This window comes from Effusibacillus dendaii, from assembly GCF_015097055.1.
Classification (GTDB): Bacteria; Bacillota; Bacilli; order Tumebacillales; family Effusibacillaceae; genus Effusibacillus; species Effusibacillus dendaii.
The window spans coordinates 2,020,001-2,041,954 of sequence record NZ_AP023366.1 but is presented as its reverse complement, the minus strand read 5'-3'; the positions used below and the strand labels follow the sequence as shown (position 1 = coordinate 2,041,954).

At 50.0% G+C, this 21,954-nt stretch carries 10 protein-coding genes, 4 tRNA genes, 4 rRNA genes and 1 riboswitch; of the genes, 15 read left to right on the top strand and 3 right to left on the bottom strand.

Annotated elements, in window-relative coordinates:
• Positions 1-91 precede the first annotated feature (91 nt).
• Both purD and skT53_RS11000 read left to right on the top strand, forming a co-directional pair.
• Positions 92-1,354, top strand: coding sequence for a phosphoribosylamine--glycine ligase (gene purD, locus skT53_RS11005; protein WP_200756844.1), 1,263 nt, complete (start codon positions 92-94; stop codon positions 1,352-1,354).
• Positions 1,355-1,547: 193 nt separating this feature from the next.
• Entirely contained in the window at positions 1,548-2,861 is a 1,314-nt protein-coding gene (locus skT53_RS11000; RefSeq protein WP_200756843.1) for an MFS transporter, read from the top strand.
• 125 nt (positions 2,862-2,986) lie between these two features.
• Here skT53_RS11000 and ggt read toward each other — a convergent pair whose 3' ends face one another.
• From ggt to purT, 3 genes are all read right to left on the bottom strand, one after another.
• The gene (ggt, locus tag skT53_RS10995; RefSeq protein WP_200756842.1) at positions 2,987-4,564 is read right to left on the bottom strand and encodes a gamma-glutamyltransferase; all 1,578 of its coding nucleotides are present in this window, start codon (positions 4,562-4,564) and stop codon (positions 2,987-2,989) included.
• On the bottom strand, positions 4,557-5,774 hold the full coding sequence (locus skT53_RS10990) for an MFS transporter (protein WP_200756840.1): 1,218 nt from the start codon (positions 5,772-5,774) through the stop codon (positions 4,557-4,559). Before skT53_RS10990 ends, ggt begins: the two co-directional genes overlap by 8 nt.
• A 735-nt stretch (positions 5,775-6,509) precedes the next feature.
• A complete protein-coding gene (purT, locus tag skT53_RS10985) occupies positions 6,510-7,685 on the bottom strand; it encodes a formate-dependent phosphoribosylglycinamide formyltransferase (protein ID WP_200756838.1) in 1,176 nt (391 codons plus the stop codon).
• A gap of 77 nt (positions 7,686-7,762) precedes the next feature.
• A riboswitch (TPP riboswitch) is annotated at positions 7,763-7,878 on the top strand.
• Between the two features lie 165 nt (positions 7,879-8,043).
• On the opposite strand from purT, the gene thiC reads away from it, so the two are divergent.
• The 13 genes from thiC (at position 8,044) to skT53_RS10920 (ending at position 21,932) form a co-directional block, all read left to right on the top strand.
• Positions 8,044-9,825, top strand: a complete 1,782-nt coding sequence (gene thiC, locus skT53_RS10980) for a phosphomethylpyrimidine synthase ThiC (protein ID WP_200756836.1) — start codon at positions 8,044-8,046, stop codon at positions 9,823-9,825.
• Between the two features lie 113 nt (positions 9,826-9,938).
• On the top strand, positions 9,939-10,589 hold the full coding sequence (trhA, locus tag skT53_RS10975) for a PAQR family membrane homeostasis protein TrhA (RefSeq protein WP_200756834.1): 651 nt from the start codon (positions 9,939-9,941) through the stop codon (positions 10,587-10,589).
• 113 nt (positions 10,590-10,702) lie between these two features.
• Positions 10,703-12,424 (top strand): arginine--tRNA ligase, encoded by a 1,722-nt coding sequence (gene argS, locus skT53_RS10970; RefSeq protein ID WP_200756832.1) that lies wholly within the window; start codon positions 10,703-10,705, stop codon positions 12,422-12,424.
• A gap of 19 nt (positions 12,425-12,443) precedes the next feature.
• A complete protein-coding gene (locus skT53_RS10965) occupies positions 12,444-13,349 on the top strand; it encodes an EamA family transporter (protein WP_200756830.1) in 906 nt (301 codons plus the stop codon).
• A gap of 517 nt (positions 13,350-13,866) precedes the next feature.
• Positions 13,867-15,415 (top strand): 16S ribosomal RNA (locus skT53_RS10960).
• A 349-nt stretch (positions 15,416-15,764) separates the two neighbouring features.
• A 23S ribosomal RNA gene (locus tag skT53_RS10955) occupies positions 15,765-18,698 on the top strand.
• Between the two features lie 130 nt (positions 18,699-18,828).
• Positions 18,829-18,943, top strand: a 5S ribosomal RNA gene (gene rrf / locus skT53_RS10950).
• A gap of 8 nt (positions 18,944-18,951) precedes the next feature.
• Positions 18,952-19,040, top strand: a tRNA-Ser gene (locus tag skT53_RS10945).
• Positions 19,041-19,045: 5 nt separating this feature from the next.
• Positions 19,046-19,121 (top strand) — tRNA-Thr (locus skT53_RS10940).
• Positions 19,122-19,236: 115 nt separating this feature from the next.
• A complete protein-coding gene (locus tag skT53_RS10935; RefSeq protein ID WP_226375189.1) occupies positions 19,237-19,506 on the top strand; it encodes a DUF3055 domain-containing protein in 270 nt (89 codons plus the stop codon).
• Positions 19,507-20,046: 540 nt separating this feature from the next.
• Positions 20,047-21,595 (top strand): 16S ribosomal RNA (locus skT53_RS10930).
• Together the 16S, 23S and 5S rRNA genes with 4 tRNA genes alongside form the textbook arrangement of a ribosomal RNA operon.
• A gap of 157 nt (positions 21,596-21,752) precedes the next feature.
• Positions 21,753-21,829: transfer RNA gene (locus tag skT53_RS10925), tRNA-Ile, on the top strand.
• 27 nt (positions 21,830-21,856) lie between these two features.
• Positions 21,857-21,932: transfer RNA gene (locus tag skT53_RS10920), tRNA-Ala, on the top strand.
• The last annotated feature ends 22 nt before the right edge of the window (positions 21,933-21,954 follow it).

The window sequence follows — 21,954 nt, the reverse complement described above, 5'->3', positions numbered from 1 at the left end:
TTTACACGTAAAGATCTGGCCTTTTTCAAACGAGTTTTAAAAAGTTTGTCGGAAGAATGCTTCGGGTTTAAATGGGAAGGAGGTCGCGAAAATGAAAGTATTGGTGATTGGCAGCGGCGGTCGGGAGCACGCGATGGTTTGGAAGTTGGCGCAAAGCCCTCGTGTGGAGAAGATCTACTGTGCACCGGGCAATGCAGGAATTGCCCAAATCGCGGAATGTGTGGCGATTTCTGTCGATGCGGTGGAGCAATTGGCCGATTTTGTCGAGCGGGAACAAATCGATTTGACCGTCGTAGGGCCGGAAGCGGCGCTGTTGGCCGGGGTGGTCGACTTTTTTGAAGAGCGGGGTTTGCGCATATTCGGACCGCGACGAGAGGCCGCGCTGCTCGAAGGCAGCAAAGCGTACGCCAAAGCGGTGATGATGGCCAACAAAGTGCCGACTGCCGAATATCAGACGTTCACCAAAGTCGAGGAAGCACTCCGTTATATACGTGAGAAAGGCGCTCCGATTGTGGTAAAAGCGGATGGTCTCGCTGCGGGCAAAGGCGTGGTTGTCGCTCAAACTTTAACAGAAGCGGAAGCGGCGGTTCGCTCTATCATGCAGGACAAATCGTTCGGCGAAGCGGGCAGTCAGGTGGTGATCGAGGAGTTTTTGCAGGGAGAAGAAGCGACCGTACTCGCTTTTGTGGACGGTAAAACGGTGAAGCTGATGGTTCCCTCGCAAGACCACAAGCAGGTGTTTGACGGTGACAAAGGACCGAATACGGGCGGTATGGGCACATATGCACCGGTGCCGAAAGTCGGCGCTGAACTGCTGCGGCAGGTGGAAGAAACGATTGTGCAGCCGATTGTTCGGGCAATGGCAGCGAAAGGAACGCCTTATAAGGGAGTTCTTTACACAGGATTGATGCTGACGGGGCAAGGTCCGAAAGTAATCGAGTTCAACGCCCGATTCGGCGACCCGGAAACACAGGTCGTACTTCCTTTGTTGGAGACCGACCTGGTGGATGCAGCAGAAGCGGTAATTGACGGAAAACTGGCCTCGATAGATCTCAAATGGAAAAATGGGGCGGCTGTCTGTGTTGTATTGGCGGCAAAAGGGTATCCCGGTCCGTATCCGAAAGGAGACCGAATTGAGGGACTGGATGGGCTGCCGGACAATGTGGCTGTATTTCATGCCGGAACAGAGAAGAAAGAGGGGCAGTTTCAAACCAATGGTGGTCGGGTTTTGAACGTAGTCGGGTTTGGAGCGGATTTGCGGCAGGCTAAAGAAGCCGCCTACCGGGGTGTTGAGCAAATTCGATTTGATGGGATGCATTATCGTACAGACATCTCGGATAAGGCACTACAGTAAAGAGGGTCCCGCTTGGAATAGCGGGTTCCGAAAAGTTGACTGTTGTTGCCGGAAAAATGCACTGTTGTTGTCATATGATAAATGATATTGTTTGAAAAGAAATAGGGGTTTCTGGTAGTTACATTGCATCAGAGTGTTGACGAGGCTAATAAAGAAGCGTCAAACACCGGTATTTCAACAGGGGGATTTAACAATGAATCAATCCATTGAACGCGCAAAGACGAGACGCATCGCAGGGAACATCTTCAAAGGTTCGGTTGGAAATCTGATCGAATGGTACGATTGGTACGTCTATACTGCTTTCGCAGTGTATTTCTCGGCCGAGTTCTTCCCCAAAGGAGATTCGACAAGCCAACTGCTTAATACAGCGGCCATTTTCGCCGTCGGCTTCCTGATGCGCCCGATAGGGAGTCTGCTGCTGGGGCGATACGCGGATCGTCATGGCCGCCGTGCTGCACTGACGCTTTCCATCTCCGTCATGGCCGGTGGTTCTCTGGTCATTGCCTGCACACCTGGGTATGGCGCCATTGGTGTGATGGCGCCTGTTATTCTGGTTCTCGCACGACTTCTCCAAGGGTTGTCGTTAGGTGGAGAATATGGAACCTCGGCAACGTACCTGTCCGAGGTGGCCAGCAGCGGCCGCCGCGGCTTTTACTCGAGCTTCCAGTACGTCACACTTGTTGCCGGACAGTTAGTGGCACTGGGTGTTCAGATCGTCCTCCAACAAATACTCAGCGAACCCGAAATGAAGTCTTGGGGCTGGCGTATTCCCTTCGTTATCGGAGCATTGGGCGCGTTGGCCGTATTGTGGCTGCGCCGTACGATGGACGAATCAGAACAGTTCTCCAAAATGGGTTCTGAAACCCGTGCTAACGCTGGTACGATTCGAGCTCTGATGAAGTACCCCAAGGCGGTGCTGACAGTAGCCGGACTTACACTCGGCGGCACGGTCGCCTTTTATACCTACACGACATATTTGCAGAAGTTCATGGTGAATACGGAGGGACTCCCCAAGGAGGTCGTCAGCTGGATCAATTTTGTTGCCCTGCTGGTATTCGTCATACTTCAACCTCTCGCCGGCATGCTGTCCGACCGGATTGGACGGCGTCCGCTATTGATTAGTTTCGGTATCCTCGGAACGCTGCTGACGGTGCCACTGTTCCTGATCCTTGAGCATACAAAGAATCCTATCGGTGCTTTCCTGCTCATGATGGTGGGTCTCATCGTTGTCACTGGTTACACCTCCATCAATGCTATCGTGAAAGCTGAGCTCTTTCCGACAGAAATCCGTGCCCTTGGCGTGGGTTTCCCCTACGGAGTCACGGTGGCGGTGTTCGGCGGGACGGCGGAGTTCATCGCGTTATGGTGTAAGAGCATTGGCTTCGAGTCGCTCTTCTACTATTACGTAGCTGCCTGTATTGCCGTGAGCTTCTTCGTCTATTGGCGTATGGCTGAGACTTCGAAGGTCTCCCGCATCGAAGCCGAGTTCGACGCTGAAAAGCGCTAGTTGTCCACGAAACGAGCCGGGACAATATACTGTTCAAGTTAACTCTTTAGCCCTTGCACCTTCCCAAAGAAGGTGTTGAGGGCGCTATTTGTTTCGCATCGCGCGGCAGATATGCCCCGTTAATATTAATAACCAACAGCAGCGCCATCTCCCCGCGGATCTGCACCTCCTTTTAAAAATCCGTGTTCATCAATGCGAATAGCTTGCGCGTGCCCCATCACCGGATCAAAAGATTGAACGACTTCCACCTGATGCCCTGCCAATTTTAACAACTCCACCGTCTCTTCAGACACTCGGCTTTCGATTTTTAACGTTTGGCTGTCCTCTCCCCAGGTTCTACCCCATACCCAACGGGGTAGACTGATCGCTTCTTGCGGGTCTATGCCATACTCGATCATACGGGTAATAATCGCTGTTTGTGTTTGCGGTTGCCCCTCTCCCCCCTGAGTACCATACAGAATGCTCGGCTTTCCGTTTTTACAAGCCATCGCTGGCATTAAAGTATGAAATGTTCGTTTACGAGGTTCCAATGTATTCACGTGGCTTGGATTTAAAGAGAAGAATGAACCCCGGTTTTGCAGTAAGATGCCGGTATTTCCTGCGACGACACCAGAACCAAATTCAAAATAAAGACTTTGAATAAACGAAACTGCATTCCCTTCTCCATCCACTACGGCTGCATAGGCGGTGTCGCTCCCCATAGCAGCCGTACTCACTAAATTGCTATCAGGACGGATGCATTGCGCCATTTCAACCGCATATTCTTTACTTAATAAATGGTCTAGAGGGATGGTTGAAAAGTCTGGATCTGTTAAGTATTGATTCCGATCTTGAAAAGTCCTTTTTAAAGCTTCAACGAGAATATGATAGTATTCAAAAGATCCTTGTTCAATTTGACTAAAATTAAAATTCTCCAAAATATTTAACGTCATCAGTCCCGCAAATCCTTGTGAATTTGGCGGAACTTGGTAAACCATATAATCCCGATACGTCGTTGAGATCGGGGAGACCCATTCTCCACGATGGCTTGCGAAGTCTTCTAAAGTAAGAAGTCCACCATTATCTTGCAGATAAGAAACAATGGCTTGTGCTAATTCCCCTTTATAAAACACATCTCTGCCTTGTTCTGCAAGGATAGTTAAACTGTTCCCCAAATCCCGTTGAATGAACCGTTCACCGACATTAGGGATTTGTCCACCTGGTGTATAAATATCACAGGTGAACGGTATGGAAGAAAGTGTCGAAAAATTCTTCTTTGTGTTGTCATATTGATCTTTCGTAAACGGAAAACCTGTATAGGCATATTCAATTGCGGGTTGCAACACATCTCTCATGCTTAGACGACCATATTCCTTTAAAATGGCATCCCAACTATCAATCATCCCTGGAACCGTGATTGCGCTCCGTGTGCCACGAATAGGGATAGACGCTTCTCCTGCATACTGTTCCCGTGTGACTTGGCTTCCGGAACGACCGCTTCCATTATAAGCTCGAACCTTTCCTTCTTTTTGGCTATATGTAAGCCAGAAGGAGTCTCCTCCCATTCCTGTCATATGTGGATAAACCACAGCTAAACAAGCGCTTACTGCCACCGCAGCGTCAAAGGCATTGCCGCCTTTTTCTAGCATGCGATTTCCAGCCATTGAGGCCAGATAATGGGGGCTGACCACCATTTGCTTAGTTCCTATCACGCTTTTATGCATATTTGGCTACCATCCTTTCATCTGCTGATTCCGCTTTTTTGTTGGTAAAGAGGAACAAGAATCCACCAATCAGAAGAAGAACTCCCGAGATATAGAAGCCGATTTCAAGTTCCCCGGTCATTTTGGCAAAATATCCGGTAATGTATGGGGCAAAAATAGAAGATAACATGCCCGCGAAATTAAAGAATGAATAGGCTTTCGAGTACATGCTCGATGGCGTAATGTCAGCAACGTAAGCGACCATCACTGGATCTAACGCTAATTTTCCAATTAATCCATACACAACGAGGGCTGCAATCATGAGGCTATAACTTTCCACATACGGAATTATGAATTGGCATAATGCACCTGACACCGAAAGGATAATGATTAATGGCTTTTTATTTTTCAGCTTGTCGGAAATGTAGCCGAAGAAAATCGCACCAGGAATGGATGCCCACGGAACAAGAGAGGAGATGATCCCGGTTTGTGCCCCTTGCAAACCTCTCACGGTTTGCAAATAATAAGGCAACCAAGTTAACATTCCGAAAAAACCATATAATGAGCAGAAAATTAAAACATAAGTGAGAATATGATTACGGGTAAATAAACGATTCACGGGATAAGCAGAAGTCCGCTCTTGCTGTTTGGCTGGAGCAGGGCGGGTATCCTTAACGAAATAGCCTATTAATAAGGCTACAATCACCGTTGGAATCGCGAAGACATAGAACGGAAATTGCCACCCCTTGCCCAAGGTCAACGTAAAATAGCTGGAGGCAATGAATCCTAAGGAAATTCCGATTGCCATTCCGCTATTTATTAAAGCGGATGATACTCCACGGTACTTTGCAGGAATTGTACTGGAAGAAATTCCATATTGGGAGCCGTAATAGGTTCCTTCCCCCAGTCCTGTCAATGCCCTCATCAAAAGAAAAACACCAAACGCCGGGGCGAGTCCACTTAAAAACGTGGCAATTCCGAATAACACATACCCTATCACTAACACCTTTAAACGCCCAAACCTGTCCGCTAAAAATCCGGTTGGAATTTGCATCGCCGCATAAGCAATAAAAAATACCGTAGACATCAAACCAAGCTGCGCCTTGTCAAGCCCCCATTCCTTACCGATAATAGCCATGACGGGAGAAAGGATGTTTCGATCAGCATACATAAATGCCCAGCCGATAGAGAACAAGAAAATGGTGATCAAGACTCTCCTTTTTTCTGTCATTGTGTCATCCCTCTTTTCTTTTGATTTCATTTAGCAAGATTAAGTATACTTACATTTGTTTTTGATTACTCCCATATGTGTCACATAACCTAACATGAATCGATAAGTTTTTATTTTTACCACATCTATCGTCTATAAAGATTAAATCGCTCAGAATATACAATTTTTGTATTCACTTTTCATCGTAAACCCAGGCAATTGATCCATATCTTAGGAAATTGTTGTGTTATATTAGTTGACGTATTATGTGAAAAATATGGAATGGAGCGTTTTATGTTCTTGTAAATATAGACGGAGGGGTCGGACCAATGAGTCCGGCCAACAGAACAGCGACAAGGAGAGGGGCCTGTAAAAAAGCGGAATAAACCATTTTCTTCTACCGGCAGCAGAACTTTAAATCCGGCAAATGTGTTGCAGTACAAGCACATTTACAGGAAAATTACAGCAAAAGATTTTCAGTTAGTAATCCCGCATAACTTCAGGAAAAACAAACGTGTGAATTCCATTGAGGATTCACACGTAAAATAAGCGGTGATTTTCGTTTTTTGCATCCCGCTCTGAACAGGTACCCTCTATGTAGACCGGGGAAGTTAAACCCACTCTTGAATGTCTGCATAGGGGGTATTTCTGTGTTCCAAATCAATTGTATACTGTTTTATTTTATTGCCTGCAAAGTGTTGATCCGTTTGCTGTCCCCTGCGCCAAAGGATTGGCGAAGGCTAAATTTTCTTTTATTTAATAGGTAATCCGTAAACAGGATGCGGCCTGTCTCGCTCGTTCCCGTGCGGTTTCCACATCTTCTGCGGCGCTTAATGCGACCGCCATGCGGCGACCGATTTTTGTTTCCGGTTTTCCAAAAATCCGCACTTGGGTGCGGGGGATCGCCAGTGCATCCGCCGTGCCTTCAATTTGATAAGAGGTATGTTCTTCCGACGCTTTTAACGTATGGCTGGCACCGGGCGTTAAAAGTGTAACGTCGGGGATTGGGAAACCAAGAATCGCCCTGACATGCAGTGCAAATTCGGACAGATCCTGCGTGACGAGCGTCACCAGTCCAGTGTCATGCGGGCGGGGTGACACTTCGCTGAAATAGATTTTGTCGGGAGCGACAAACAGCTCGACACCAAAAATCCCATATCCCCCTAACGCGTCTGTCACCTTCCTGCAGATTTCCTGCGCCTCTTGGAGTTGTGTTTCGGTGATCTTGTGCGGTTGCCACGATTCGATGTAATCCCCGTCCTTTTGAATATGCCCGATTGGTTGGCAAAAGGTGGTGCCGGACACGGAACGGATGGTTAACACTGTAATTTCGGAATCAAAATGGATAAATTCTTCCACGATCACACGGGTGTTTTTCGCACGACCGCCTTCCATCGCGTAATTCCAGGATTTTTCGACTTCATTCAATGAACCGCAGACACTTTGTCCTTTCCCGGATGAGCTCATCACCGGTTTGACCAGACAAGGAGTGCCGATTTTTTCTACCGCTTGACGCAGTTCATCCAGACTGTCCGCAAACAAATAGTTTGCAGTAGGGAGATGCAATGTTTCGGCCGCCAAGCGGCGAATCCCTTCCCGGTCCATCGTCAGTCGGGCGGCTGTGGCTGTTGGGATGACGCGGTAGCCCTCTTTCTCTAATTCCTGCAAAGTAGGGGTATGTATCGCCTCGATTTCCGGTACGATTACATCCGGCTTTTCCTGCTCGATCACAGACCGAAGTTGTTTATCGTCCAACATATTGATGACATGGGACCGGTGTGCCACTTGCATAGCGGGTGCGTTTGCGTAACGGTCGACCGCAATCACTTCGACTCCCAACCGCTGTGCTTCAATTGTCACTTCTTTTCCCAGTTCGCCGGAACCGAGCAGCATCATTCGTTTTGCTTTTGTGGAAAGCGGGGGTCCATACATGCTAAATCCTCCTTTAAAATATTGCTTGCCAAATCCGGCAAGAATCAATAAGCTAAAAGTATCACAGGTAAATATGGAATGGCTACTAGGGGTGTCCGTTAAGCTCGGACTGAGAGCGGAACGCGATAAAGTTCCGAAACCCTCGGGACCTGATCTGGATCATACCAGCGTAGGAAAGTAGAAGGCTACATACCAGAGTGAGCAATTATTCTCTGCCGTGCCAGCCGGGTCCTTTTTTAAGGATCCGGCTTTTTTCCTGCCACTATTCGAAATAACAATCATTCGCGCTGAAAAATCCGGTTCAGGCAAAGCAATTCATGTTGTACAAAATGATCGCCTGTGGAAGAAGGAGGATCTTATGTCAAACGAATGGCAGAATGCCCCAACAATGGAACTTAAATCGGCGTTTCCGGGTAGCGAGAAAGTGTATGTTCCCGGATCCAGACCCGATTTGAAAGTTCCCATGCGAAAAATTTCCCTGCATCCGACGACCGGAGCAACAGGGGAAACAGCGAACGATCCGGTGCTTGTATACGACACAAGCGGTCCGTATACCGACCCGAATTACCGGGTTAATATTCGGCAAGGTCTGACGCCCGTTCGACAAAGCTGGATTTTGGAGCGTAATGATACGGAAGAGTACGAAGGGCGCGCTATCAAACCGGAGGATGATGGATTCAGGGCGGGAGATCCGCTTGCGAACCGTGAGATTTTTCCCGGATTGAAACGGAAGCCGTTGCGTGCCAAAGCGGGCCGGAACGTAACGCAAATGCATTATGCAAGGCAGGGAATCATAACGCCTGAAATGGAGTTTATCGCGATCCGGGAAGGGTTGGCGCCTGAGTTCGTGCGAAATGAAGTAGCCTGCGGTCGGGCTATTATTCCGGCTAACATCAATCATCCAGAGAGCGAGCCAATGATTATCGGTCGTCATTTTCATGTGAAAATTAACGCCAATATTGGGAACTCGGCGGTTACCTCTTCGATTGAGGAGGAAGTGGAAAAAATGACATGGGCGATCCGTTGGGGTGCGGATACGATTATGGACCTGTCGACAGGCAAAAATATTCACACGACGCGCGAGTGGATCATTCGAAACTCACCTGTGCCGGTTGGGACGGTGCCGATTTATCAGGCGCTCGAAAAGGTCAACGGCGTCGTGGAAGACCTGTCATGGGAAGTGTACCGCGATACGCTGATTGAGCAGGCCGAGCAGGGGGTCGATTACTTCACGATTCATGCAGGCGTCTTGCTGCGTTACATTCCACTTACGGCGAAACGAGTGACTGGTATCGTTTCGCGCGGCGGATCGATTCTCGCTGCCTGGTGCCTAGCGCATCATCAGGAGAATTTTCTCTATACGCATTTTGAAGAAATCTGTGAAATCATGAAGATGTATGATGTGTCATTTTCGCTCGGTGACGGACTGCGGCCCGGATCGATAGCGGATGCAAACGATGAAGCGCAGTTTGCGGAACTGAAAACATTGGGAGAGCTGACGCAGATTGCCTGGAAGCATGATGTACAGGTCATGATTGAGGGGCCGGGGCACGTTCCCATGCACAAAATTAAAGAAAACGTCGATCTGCAGATGGAAATCTGCAAGGAAGCGCCGTTTTACACGTTGGGGCCGCTGACGACCGATATTGCGCCCGGTTACGATCATATCACGTCAGCCATTGGGGCGGCCATGATCGGTTGGTACGGAACGGCGATGCTCTGCTACGTAACTCCGAAAGAACATTTGGGGCTGCCAAACAAAAACGACGTACGGGAAGGTGTAATTGCATATAAAATTGCCGCCCATGCGGCCGATTTGGCAAAAGGCCATCCGAATGCGCAAAAAAGGGATGATGCCCTGTCAAAAGCCCGCTTTGAATTTCGTTGGCGGGATCAATTTAATCTTTCTCTGGACCCGGAACGGGCGATCGAATACCATGATGAAACGCTTCCGGCCGAGGCAGCCAAGACGGCCCATTTTTGTTCGATGTGTGGACCGAAGTTTTGCAGCATGAGAATCACGCAGGATATTCGCGAATACGCCGAATCAAACGGTATCGGGCTGGAAATGGCGATCGAAAACGGCATGGAGGAAAAAGCGAAAGAATTCCGGGAGTCGGGCGGCAAGATTTACAGTTAGGGCCTGTTGCAACAGGCCTTTTTTTTCATCGTTGAGGTGGAATTGCAGGCTGTCAACTGGTAAAATTCAAACAGGGACAGGTAAGGAAAACCCAGAGCGGAGTGAGATCATTAATGAAAAAATTACTTGGAATGAGGGAGCCAGTCAATACATGGACCCATTTTGTCACGTTTATAGCTGCAATTGTTGGGTTGGTGTTGCTCATCCGGTTATCAGGTGACAACCCTTCAAAGCTGGTCACGATGACCGTTTATGGAGTGAGTGTGATTCTGTTATTTGGGGCCAGTTCTCTATATCATTGGGTTCGAACGACGCCGGAAAAGCAGTTCGTTCTTCGGAAAATCGACCATATCTCGATTTATGCGCTGATTGCCGGAACCTATACACCGGTCTTCTACTATGGTTTGGAGGGCGCCTGGAAGTGGACGATGCTGGCAGCGGTTTGGGCATTGGCCACGATTGGCATGGTGTTGAAACTGTGGTTCATGAAATTGCCTCGTTACGTGTCAACTGCATTTTACCTGACGTTGGGTTGGATTGCGGTTGTGCCGTTTCTGAAACTGATTGAGAACTTGCCGACGGGAGCTATTGTTCTCATGTTTGTCGGCGGAGTGGCTTACACAATCGGTGCGATTATTTATGCCACCAAATGTTTTGACTTTTTTCCGAACCGGTTCGGGTTCCATGAAATTTTTCACCTGTTTGTTTCGGCCGGGAGCATCGCCCATTTTGTGATGATTGCATATTATATAACACCGCTTTGAGAGCGGTATTCTTGACATAATTTGCCCGTTTTAATACGATTCTGATATTGATGTGGGATAGGATACCCTCATAATTTATGAGGGTTTGTTTCTTTTCCTGAGGGGGATGTAGCGTGTACCGTCAACAAATTGCAGAGCAATTGGAAAAATATACATCATTTAATGCGGAACAAATTTACGGTTTGCTGGAAATTCCGAAAGAAGAAACGCACGGCGATGTAGCGTTTCCCTGTTTTCAGTTGGCGAAACAGTTTCGTAAAGCACCGGCTGGTATAGCGGCTGAATTGGCTGAACAAATTAATCGGGATACCCAGGCAAATGAAAATTCATTGATCGACCGGGCTGTGGCAGTCGGCGGATATTTGAATTTCTTTCTGAAACGGGAACGGATTATGGCGGATACCCTGATTTCGATTGCAACGATGGGCGACCGTTATGGGGATTCCGATGTCGGGCAGGGAGTTAAAGTTGCGATTGATATGTCGTCGGTAAATATAGCAAAACCGTTTGCGATTCATCATCTGAGGTCGACCATGATTGGCAACGCGATTGCGAATATTTACAAAAGCCAAGGATATCATGTCATCAAAATCAACCATTTAGGCGACTGGGGGACCTCTTTTGGAAAATTGATCGCCGCTTACCGGTATTGGGGCGGTGAATACGATTTTTCCGAAAATCCGGTAAGGCAGCTGCTGGCTCTTTATGTACGGTTCAATCAAGAGGCGGAACAAAAGCCGGAGTTGGAAGATGAAGCGCGGGCAGCGTTCAAGTCATTGGAGGATGGCGACCCGGAAGCCGTTTCGCTGTGGAAACGGTTTATAGAAATCTCGTTGAACGAGTTTGAAAAAACGTATCGGCTGTTGAACGTCGATTTTGACAGCTATAAGGGTGAAAGTTTTTATAACGACAAAATGGATGCGGTGGAAGAGGAACTTCGCCAAAAGGGATTGCTGCAAACTAGCGAAGGAGCCGAAATTGTCGATTTATCCGCATTTGATATGCCGCCTTGTTTGATCCGCAAATCGGACGGTGCGACGTTATACGCGACACGTGATTTGGCGGCTGCTTTATACCGACACCGTGAAATGGGAGCCGATCGGTTGGTGTATGTTGTGGGTGCTGAACAAAAACTCCATTTTCGGCAGGTTTTCAAGGTGTTGGAATTGATGGGCAACGGATGGGCGGCGACCGACTGTATTCATGTCCCGTTTGGCACCATGTTTGTCGACGGTCAACGATTGTCTTCGCGCAAGGGGCAGGTCGTTTTTTTGGAGGACGTATTGCGAAAAGCAATTGAAGTGGCCAAAGGGATCATTGAAGAAAAAAATCCGGATCTTCCGAACAAAGAAGAAATCGCCGAAGCGGTTGGCGTTGGCGCAATTATCTTCAATGATTTAAAAAACAGCCGGGTGAACGACGTAAATTTCGTGTGGGACGAGGCGCTCAATTTTGATGGGGAAACGGGACCTTATGTGCAGTACACATATGCTCGTTTATCCAGTTTGCTGCGGAAAGGACAATATGAACCTCAGTCCGCTGCGAGGTTTTCGGAAGTGTCCGGTTTGACGGGTGACGTCGAATGGTTGATCGTCAAATTGCTGGGACGTTTTCCAGATATCATGGAACGGGCCGCCGAGCAGTATGATCCATCTGTTGTAGCAAAGTATGTAATTGATGTCTGCCAAATTTTTAATCGGTATTACAATACAACGCGGATTCTGGACGGAGAAAAGCAGGAAATTGAAGAAAAGCTGCTGCTGGTTGCGGCGACCCGGACAGTGATTGGGAAATGCCTGCATTTGCTTGGATTACGGTCGATGGAAACGATTTAAAAGCTTAGAGGGGGCAAGGATGAATCGTCTAACGGCTAGTCTTATGGTTCTGTTAGGGGCCACAAGTTACGGATTGTTGAGCCCGTTTGTGAAGCTTGCCTATGATGCTGGGTTTTCACCGCAAGAGGTAACAAGCAGTCAGTTTTTGTTTGCTTTGCTCATACTGGCTGTTTTATCCGGTGTTCAATGGGACAATTTTAAGCGTTTGCGGCGAACCGATATTTGGCTGCTGGGAGTGCTTGGACTGTGTGCAACCGGGACCAGTATTTTTTATTATGTGGCGTTGAATTATTTGCCGGCAACACTCGCGATTGTACTGTTGTTTCAATCTGCCTGGATTGTGTTTATAATCGATTATTTTGTAACACGAAGAAAACCAAGCGGGATGCGTTGGGCAGCCATTTTGATGATTGTCTGTGGAACCTTTTTGGCCGTAAATTTATTTGAAAAAGAATGGAAGGAAGTTTCTTCATTCGGCCTGATGTTGGGGGTGTTATCGTCTATTTCTTGGAGCGCCTTTTTGTATTTAAATGAAAAGGTTACGAGTCAGGCACCCGCTATAATTAATTCATTTGTGCAGGTGGTTGTTTCGACTGTGGTGATTATGCTGGTATTCCCTCCCCGTTTTTTATGGAACGGTTCGATTGGACAAGGTTTGTGGGTATGGGCTGCGATTATTGGTTTATTAGGACAGGTGATCCCGCCTGTCCTGTTTAATAAGGGGATTCCGTTGATTGGAGGTGCGTTGGCAGGGGTCTTGGCTGTGATGGAATTGCCTGTGGCCATTGTTTCGGCTTCTTTGGTCTTGGGGGAGTTTGTAAATGCATGGCAGTGGAGCGGGATCCTTTTAATCGTTCTTGGGATTGTCGTTGCACAATTGCGGACAACGAAAATAGAGGAACGGAAAGAATCGAATAAAAGCTGATGAATTACGTATCTAGCCTACAGTTTCTTTGGTTATTTTCGTGTTTTGTTTCGAAATATACAAATTTCACGTTTGAGAATTCGGGTGTCGGATGGTAAGATAGCAAATGTCGCTGAGGCGATGGCGATAATTCGCTTGGTGAAACGGCAAAACGGTCTTAAACCATAAAACAAAAATTACTTGTTGAATTAATGCTTTGTTTGATGGTATGATAAGTTTTGTTGTCGCGAAAAATAAACAACTACAAGATCGTTCTTTGTACCCAAAGGGCACAAGCACCCAAAGGGCACAAGCAACGCTAAGCCACCAAAGGTGGCAGTCGTTCTTTGAAAACTGAATCGTGTAGGGAGCCAGATGGATTCTTAAGGGAATCCCGATTCCTGTGGAACGGGATCCATTCACAGAGGTGGCTCCGCTAAGAGCGCCAACGTCCTGTTGGCAACGCGGAGTATATCTAAGGAAATCCCGATTCCTGTGGAACGGGATCCATTCACAGTAAGTGCTGAAGCACTAACTGTTCATTGAGAGTTTGATCCTGGCTCAGGACGAACGCTGGCGGCGTGCCTAATACATGCAAGTCGCGCGGGCGGAAAGAGAGCTTGCTCTCTGGAAGCCAGCGGCGGACGGGTGAGTAACACGTGGGTAACCTGCCTGACAGACTGGGATAACGCCTGGAAACGGGTGCTAATACCGGATAATCAGCCTTTAGGCATCTAAGGGTTGTAAAAGGTGCTACGGCATCACTGACAGATGGGCCCGCGGCGCATTAGCTAGTTGGTGGGGTAACGGCTCACCAAGGCGACGATGCGTAGCCGACCTGAGAGGGTGAACGGCCACACTGGGACTGAGACACGGCCCAGACTCCTACGGGAGGCAGCAGTAGGGAATCTTCCACAATGGGCGCAAGCCTGATGGAGCAACGCCGCGTGAGTGAAGAAGGCCTTCGGGTTGTAAAACTCTGTCTTTGGGGACGAATGGCTGAGAGAGGGAATGTTCTTGGCGTGACGGTACCCAAGGAGGAAGCCACGGCTAACTACGTGCCAGCAGCCGCGGTAATACGTAGGTGGCAAGCGTTGTCCGGAATTACTGGGCGTAAAGCGCGCGCAGGCGGCCATTTAAGTCTGGGGTGAAAGCCCGGGGCTCAACCCCGGGATGGCCCTGGATACTGGATGGCTTGAGGATCGGAGAGGCAAGGGGAATTCCACGTGTAGCGGTGAAATGCGTAGAGATGTGGAGGAACACCAGTGGCGAAGGCGCCTTGCTGGCCGATAACTGACGCTGAGGCGCGAAAGCGTGGGGAGCAAACAGGATTAGATACCCTGGTAGTCCACGCCGTAAACGATGAGTGCTAGGTGTTGGTGGGGTCCACCCATCAGTGCCGAAGTCAACACAGTAAGCACTCCGCCTGGGGAGTACGGTCGCAAGACTGAAACTCAAAGGAATTGACGGGGGCCCGCACAAGCAGTGGAGCATGTGGTTTAATTCGAAGCAACGCGAAGAACCTTACCAGGACTTGACATCCCGCTGACCGGTTTAGAGATAGACCTTCCCTTCGGGGCAGCGGAGACAGGTGGTGCATGGTTGTCGTCAGCTCGTGTCGTGAGATGTTGGGTTAAGTCCCGCAACGAGCGCAACCCTTGATCTGTGTTGCCAGCATTGAGTTGGGCACTCACAGGTGACTGCCGGTGACAAACCGGAGGAAGGCGGGGATGACGTCAAATCATCATGCCCCTTATGTCCTGGGCTACACACGTGCTACAATGGGCGGAACAACGGGAAGCGAAGGAGTGATCTGGAGCGAAACCCTGAAAACCGTTCGTAGTTCGGATTGCAGGCTGCAACTCGCCTGCATGAAGCCGGAATTGCTAGTAATCGCGGATCAGCATGCCGCGGTGAATACGTTCCCGGGCCTTGTACACACCGCCCGTCACACCACGAGAGTTGGTAACACCCGAAGTCGGTGAGGGAACCTGAAAGGGAGCCAGCCGCCGAAGGTGGGATCGATGATTGGGGTGAAGTCGTAACAAGGTAGCCGTATCGGAAGGTGCGGCTGGATCACCTCCTTTCTAAGGAGCTCGAAAGAGCACAAGCACGAACACACAGGCTTCTCTACACGATTTGGTTTTGAAGGAACGACAGCCTTCGAGAGAAGGAAGAGTTTCTTCAGGTGGAAAGATTTGAGGGTTGCGGTCGCACATGCCACCGTGATATCAACATCTTCCGTTGAATTTTGTTCTTTGAAAACTGGATAGCGAATATGAGAAACGAAAAATTGCGAGGTAACTCATCTACCCACCAAAGTGAAGTGAAGCGTTGGAGCAACACCGAATACTTTGGCGGGGACCCAAAGAGATTGGGGAGCGAGTATACAATTCACAATTAGCTGGGAAGATACCGAGTAAAACCGATGTAGATGATTAAGCTACAAAGGGCACACGGAGGATGCCTAGGCGCCAGGTGCCGAAGAAGGACGGAGCGAACGCCGAAACGCCTCGGGGAGCCGTACGCAGGCTGAGATCCGGGGATATCCGAATGGGGGAACCCACTGGACGTAATGGTCCAGTACCCGCTGCTGAATCCATAGGCAGCGAGGAGGCAGACCAGGGGAACTGAAACATCTAAGTACCCTGAGGAAAAGAAAACAACAGTGATTCCGTCAGTAGCGGCGAGCGAAGGCGGAGAAGCCCAAACCAACCTGCTTGCAGGTTGGGGTTGCGGGGCGTCTCATGAGGAGTTACAAAATGGATGTGTAGGAGAAGCGGTTTGGAAAAGCCCACCGCAGAGGGTGAGAGTCCCGTATCTGAAACAGATCCATCTCCGAGACGGACCCCAAGTACCGCGGGACACGAGGAATCCCGTGGGAATCCGGGAGGACCACCTCCTAAGGCTAAATACAACCTGGCGACCGATAGTGAACCAGTACCGTGAGGGAAAGGTGAAAAGCACCCCGGGAGGGGAGTGAAAAAGAACCTGAAACCGTGTGCCTACAATCAGTCGGAGGACGTTAAAGTCTGACGGCGTGCCTTTTGTAGAATGAACCGGCGAGTTGCGATTGCAGGCGAGGTTAAGCAGAGAATGCGGAGCCGCAGCGAAAGCGCGTCTGAAGAGGGCGAAAGTTTGGAGTCGCAGACCCGAAACCGAGTGATCTACCCCTGGACAGGATGAAGGTGAGGTAACACTTACTGGAGGTCCGAACCCACGCACGTTGAAAAGTGCGGGGATGAGCTGGGGGTAGGGGTGAAATTCCAATCGAACTCGGAGATAGCTGGTTCTCCCCGAAATAGCTTTAGGGCTAGCGTCGAAGTAAGAGTCATGGAGGTAGAGCACTGATTGGGCTAGGGGCCTTCGCGGGTTACCGAACTCAGTCAAACTCCGAATGCCGTTGACTTATTTTCGGCAGTCAGACTACGAGTGCTAAGATCCGTGGTCAAGAGGGAAACAGCCCAGACCATCAGCTAAGGTCCCGAAGTACCGGTTAAGTGGGAAACGATGTGGCGGTGCACAGACAACCAGGATGTTGGCTTAGAAGCAGCCACCATTTAAAGAGTGCGTAATAGCTCACTGGTCGAGTGACGCTGCGCGGAAAATGTAACGGGGCTCAAACCGGACACCGAAGCTATGGATGACAATGTCGTGGTAGGGGAGCGTTCTATGCTCGTGGAAGTCAGACCGGAAGGACTGGTGGAGGGCATAGAAGTGAGAATGCCGGTATAAGTAGCGAAAAGACAAGTGAGAATCTTGTCCACCGAAAGCCTAAGGGTTCCTGGGGAAGGCTCGTCCGCCCAGGGTTAGTCGGGACCTAAGCCGAGGCCGAAAGGCGTAGGCGACGGACAACTGGTGGAAATTCCAGTACCACCGCGCTCGCGTTTGAGCGAAGGGGTGACGCAGGAGGATAGGGAGAGCGGCCTGCTGGAGATGGCCGTGTAAGCAGTGAGGAGGAGGAGTAGGCAAATCCGCTCCTCGTGAGACTGAGCTGTGATGCCGAGGGAAACGGAAGTACCGAAGTCCCTGATTTCACACTGCCAAGAAAAGCCTCTAGTGAGTGAGCCGGTGCCCGTACCGCAAACCGACACAGGTAGGCGAGGAGAGAATCCTCAGGTGCGCGGGAGAACTCTCGTTAAGGAACTCGGCAAAATGGCCCCGTAACTTCGGGAGAAGGGGCGCTCCGGTAGGGTGTCAAAGCCTGAGGGAGCCGCAGTGAAAAGGCCCAAGCGACTGTTTAGCAAAAACACAGGTCTCTGCTAAGCCGAAAGGCGACGTATAGGGGCTGACGCCTGCCCGGTGCTGGAAGGTTAAGGGGAAGGGTTAATGCCGAAAGGTGTGAAGCTTTGAACCGAAGCCCCAGTAAACGGCGGCCGTAACTATAACGGTCCTAAGGTAGCGAAATTCCTTGTCAGGTAAGTTCTGACCCGCACGAATGGCGTAACGACTTGGGCGCTGTCTCAACGAGAGACCCGGTGAAATTGTAATACCTGTGAAGATGCAGGTTACCCGCGGCAAGACGGAAAGACCCCGTGGAGCTTGACTGTAGCTTGATATGGGAGATGGGTACATCATGTACAGGATAGGTGGGAGACATCGAAGCTTGGGCGCCAGCCTAGGTGGAGTCGACGTTGGGATACCACCCTTGAGGTATTGATCTTCTAACTCGTCACCTTGAAGCAGGTGAGAGGACAGTGTCAGGTGGGCAGTTTGACTGGGGCGGTCGCCTCCTAAAGAGTAACGGAGGCGCCCAAGGGTTCCCTCAGCGCGGATGGAAATCGCGCTTTGAGTGCAAAGGCAAAAGGGAGCTTGACTGCGAGAGGGACAACTCGAGCAGGGACGAAAGTCGGGCTTAGTGATCCGGCGGTGCCGAGTGGAAGGGCCGTCGCTCAACGGATAAAAGCTACCCCGGGGATAACAGGCTTATCTCCCCCAAGAGTCCACATCGACGGGGAGGTTTGGCACCTCGATGTCGGCTCATCGCATCCTGGGGCTGAAGTAGGTCCCAAGGGTTGGGCTGTTCGCCCATTAAAGCGGTACGCGAGCTGGGTTCAGAACGTCGTGAGACAGTTCGGTCCCTATCTGCCGCGGGCGCAGGAAGTTTGAGAGGAGTTGTCCTTAGTACGAGAGGACCGGGATGAACCGACCGCTGGTGTCTCAGTTGTGGTGCCAACTGCAACGCTGAGTAGCCAAGTCGGGACGGGATAAGCGCTGAAAGCATCTAAGCGCGAAGCCCCCCTCAAGATCAGACTTCCCACATGGAGAACATGGTAAGATCCCCTGAAGAAGACAGGGTAGATAGGCTGGGTGTGGAAGTGCCGTGAGGCATGGAGCTGACCAGTACTAATCGATCGAGGGCTTAATCCATCATGGATTCCCATGCGCCACTCATATTCGCATCCGGTTTTCAGGGAGCAACCCTGAATAAAGAAAGAGGAAGCTCGACCAGGAACTGTGACATCCTGTCACAACATCGAGCGACTTGCATCCCTGCGAGTCTAGTGACAATAGCGGAGAGGACCCACCCGTACCCATCCCGAACACGGAAGTTAAGCTCTCCAGCGCCGATGGTACTTGGGCATGAGCCCTGGGAGAGTAGGTCGTTGCTAGGCTGTTTTACGGAGGGATACCGAAGTGGTCATAACGGGGCGGTCTTGAAAACCGTTAGGGCGCAAGCCCACGGGGGTTCGAATCCCTCTCCCTCCGCCACTGTTGCCAGCGTAGCTCAGTAGGTAGAGCAACTGACTTGTAATCAGTAGGTCGCGGGTTCGATTCCTGTCGCTGGCTCCAGATTTTTAAACTGACTTCCCTAAGTTGTCATAATGGCATTTTGGGGAAGTTTTTGCATTGTTGGTGGTTTAAAAGTAATGATATATGGTATTTGAACCTAATGGGTGGTGGTAGTGTGACAGATTTCATTTACATGTATGACGATAAGGAGAAAACAGAAACGAGATATATAGGATTTGTAGGCGAATACGGTAGGTTTGATTTAATGATAACAACCACTGCTCATTTTTATGGTAAAAAAGTCGTTACATGTTTACAAAGTAATAGATCTGCCATTCTTAATGAGAAGGATGCAGTGAATGCACTGTATTTGGAGGAGGCTTTTGGTTTGGGTTCAGAGGATATGGCCAAGGAGTTGTCGCGTTTTTTGGTCGATAACCTATAAAGTTAATTGATTTTGAATGTTGTAGATTATGAAAGATAAAACAAGGTGTTTGAATTAAATATAAAACATTTAATGGTTTCACTTAATTTTGTTTGAAATTAAGTGTTGAGGTAAGGTGCCAAACGTGATATTGTGATAAACATCGTCCGCAACTAAGAAGCAAAACTTAACTTGTTAAGAATTTCCGGTTGTAGCGAGCTTTCAAATGTGATATAATAGCATTTGCCGCCGCGAGCGAGCGGCACGAAAAAAGATAAAAACTTCCACTTGTTTTGGACGTTTGAATCTGTTAAGATCATCTTTGTCGCTTCTTTTGGGAAACACAACGAGTCGTTCTTTGTACCCAAAGGGCACAAGCACCCGAGGGGCACAAGCACCCGAGGGGCACAAGCACCCGAGGGGCACAAGCAACGCTAAGCCACCAAAGGTGGCAGTCGTTCTTTGAAAACTGAATCGTGTAGGGAGCCAGATGGATTCTTAAGGAAATCCCGATTCCTGTGGAACGGGATCCATTCACAGTAAGTGCTGAAGCACTAACTGTTCATTGAGAGTTTGATCCTGGCTCAGGACGAACGCTGGCGGCGTGCCTAATACATGCAAGTCGCGCGGGCGGAAAGAGAGCTTGCTCTCTGGAAGCCAGCGGCGGACGGGTGAGTAACACGTGGGTAACCTGCCTGACAGACTGGGATAACGCCTGGAAACGGGTGCTAATACCGGATAATCAGCCTTTAGGCATCTAAGGGTTGTAAAAGGTGCTACGGCATCACTGACAGATGGGCCCGCGGCGCATTAGCTAGTTGGTGGGGTAACGGCTCACCAAGGCGACGATGCGTAGCCGACCTGAGAGGGTGAACGGCCACACTGGGACTGAGACACGGCCCAGACTCCTACGGGAGGCAGCAGTAGGGAATCTTCCACAATGGGCGCAAGCCTGATGGAGCAACGCCGCGTGAGTGAAGAAGGCCTTCGGGTTGTAAAACTCTGTCTTTGGGGACGAATGGCTGAGAGAGGGAATGTTCTTGGCGTGACGGTACCCAAGGAGGAAGCCACGGCTAACTACGTGCCAGCAGCCGCGGTAATACGTAGGTGGCAAGCGTTGTCCGGAATTACTGGGCGTAAAGCGCGCGCAGGCGGCCATTTAAGTCTGGGGTGAAAGCCCGGGGCTCAACCCCGGGATGGCCCTGGATACTGGATGGCTTGAGGATCGGAGAGGCAAGGGGAATTCCACGTGTAGCGGTGAAATGCGTAGAGATGTGGAGGAACACCAGTGGCGAAGGCGCCTTGCTGGCCGATAACTGACGCTGAGGCGCGAAAGCGTGGGGAGCAAACAGGATTAGATACCCTGGTAGTCCACGCCGTAAACGATGAGTGCTAGGTGTTGGTGGGGTCCACCCATCAGTGCCGAAGTCAACACAGTAAGCACTCCGCCTGGGGAGTACGGTCGCAAGACTGAAACTCAAAGGAATTGACGGGGGCCCGCACAAGCAGTGGAGCATGTGGTTTAATTCGAAGCAACGCGAAGAACCTTACCAGGACTTGACATCCCGCTGACCGGTTTAGAGATAGACCTTCCCTTCGGGGCAGCGGAGACAGGTGGTGCATGGTTGTCGTCAGCTCGTGTCGTGAGATGTTGGGTTAAGTCCCGCAACGAGCGCAACCCTTGATCTGTGTTGCCAGCATTGAGTTGGGCACTCACAGGTGACTGCCGGTGACAAACCGGAGGAAGGCGGGGATGACGTCAAATCATCATGCCCCTTATGTCCTGGGCTACACACGTGCTACAATGGGCGGAACAACGGGAAGCGAAGGAGTGATCTGGAGCGAAACCCTGAAAACCGTTCGTAGTTCGGATTGCAGGCTGCAACTCGCCTGCATGAAGCCGGAATTGCTAGTAATCGCGGATCAGCATGCCGCGGTGAATACGTTCCCGGGCCTTGTACACACCGCCCGTCACACCACGAGAGTTGGTAACACCCGAAGTCGGTGAGGGAACCTGAAAGGGAGCCAGCCGCCGAAGGTGGGATCGATGATTGGGGTGAAGTCGTAACAAGGTAGCCGTATCGGAAGGTGCGGCTGGATCACCTCCTTTCTAAGGAGCTCGAAAGAGCACAAGCACGAACACACAGGCTTCTCTACACGATTTGGTTTTGAAGGAACGACAGCCTTCGAGAGAAGGAAGAGTTTCTTCAGGTGGAAAGATTTGAGGGTTGGAGCAAATGCTTCAACATGATACAATTGTCATCCTTGGGCCTATAGCTCAGCTGGCTAGAGCGCACGACTGATAATCGTGAGGTCAGTGGTTCGAGTCCACTTAGGCCCACCATTTTCTTTCTTAGAGGTAAGAGAATAAGGGGATATAGCTCAGTTGGTAGAGCACCTGCCTTGCAAGCAGGGGGTCAGCGGTTCGAATCCGCTTATCTCCACCATTGCTCCTTGTACCTAAAGGGC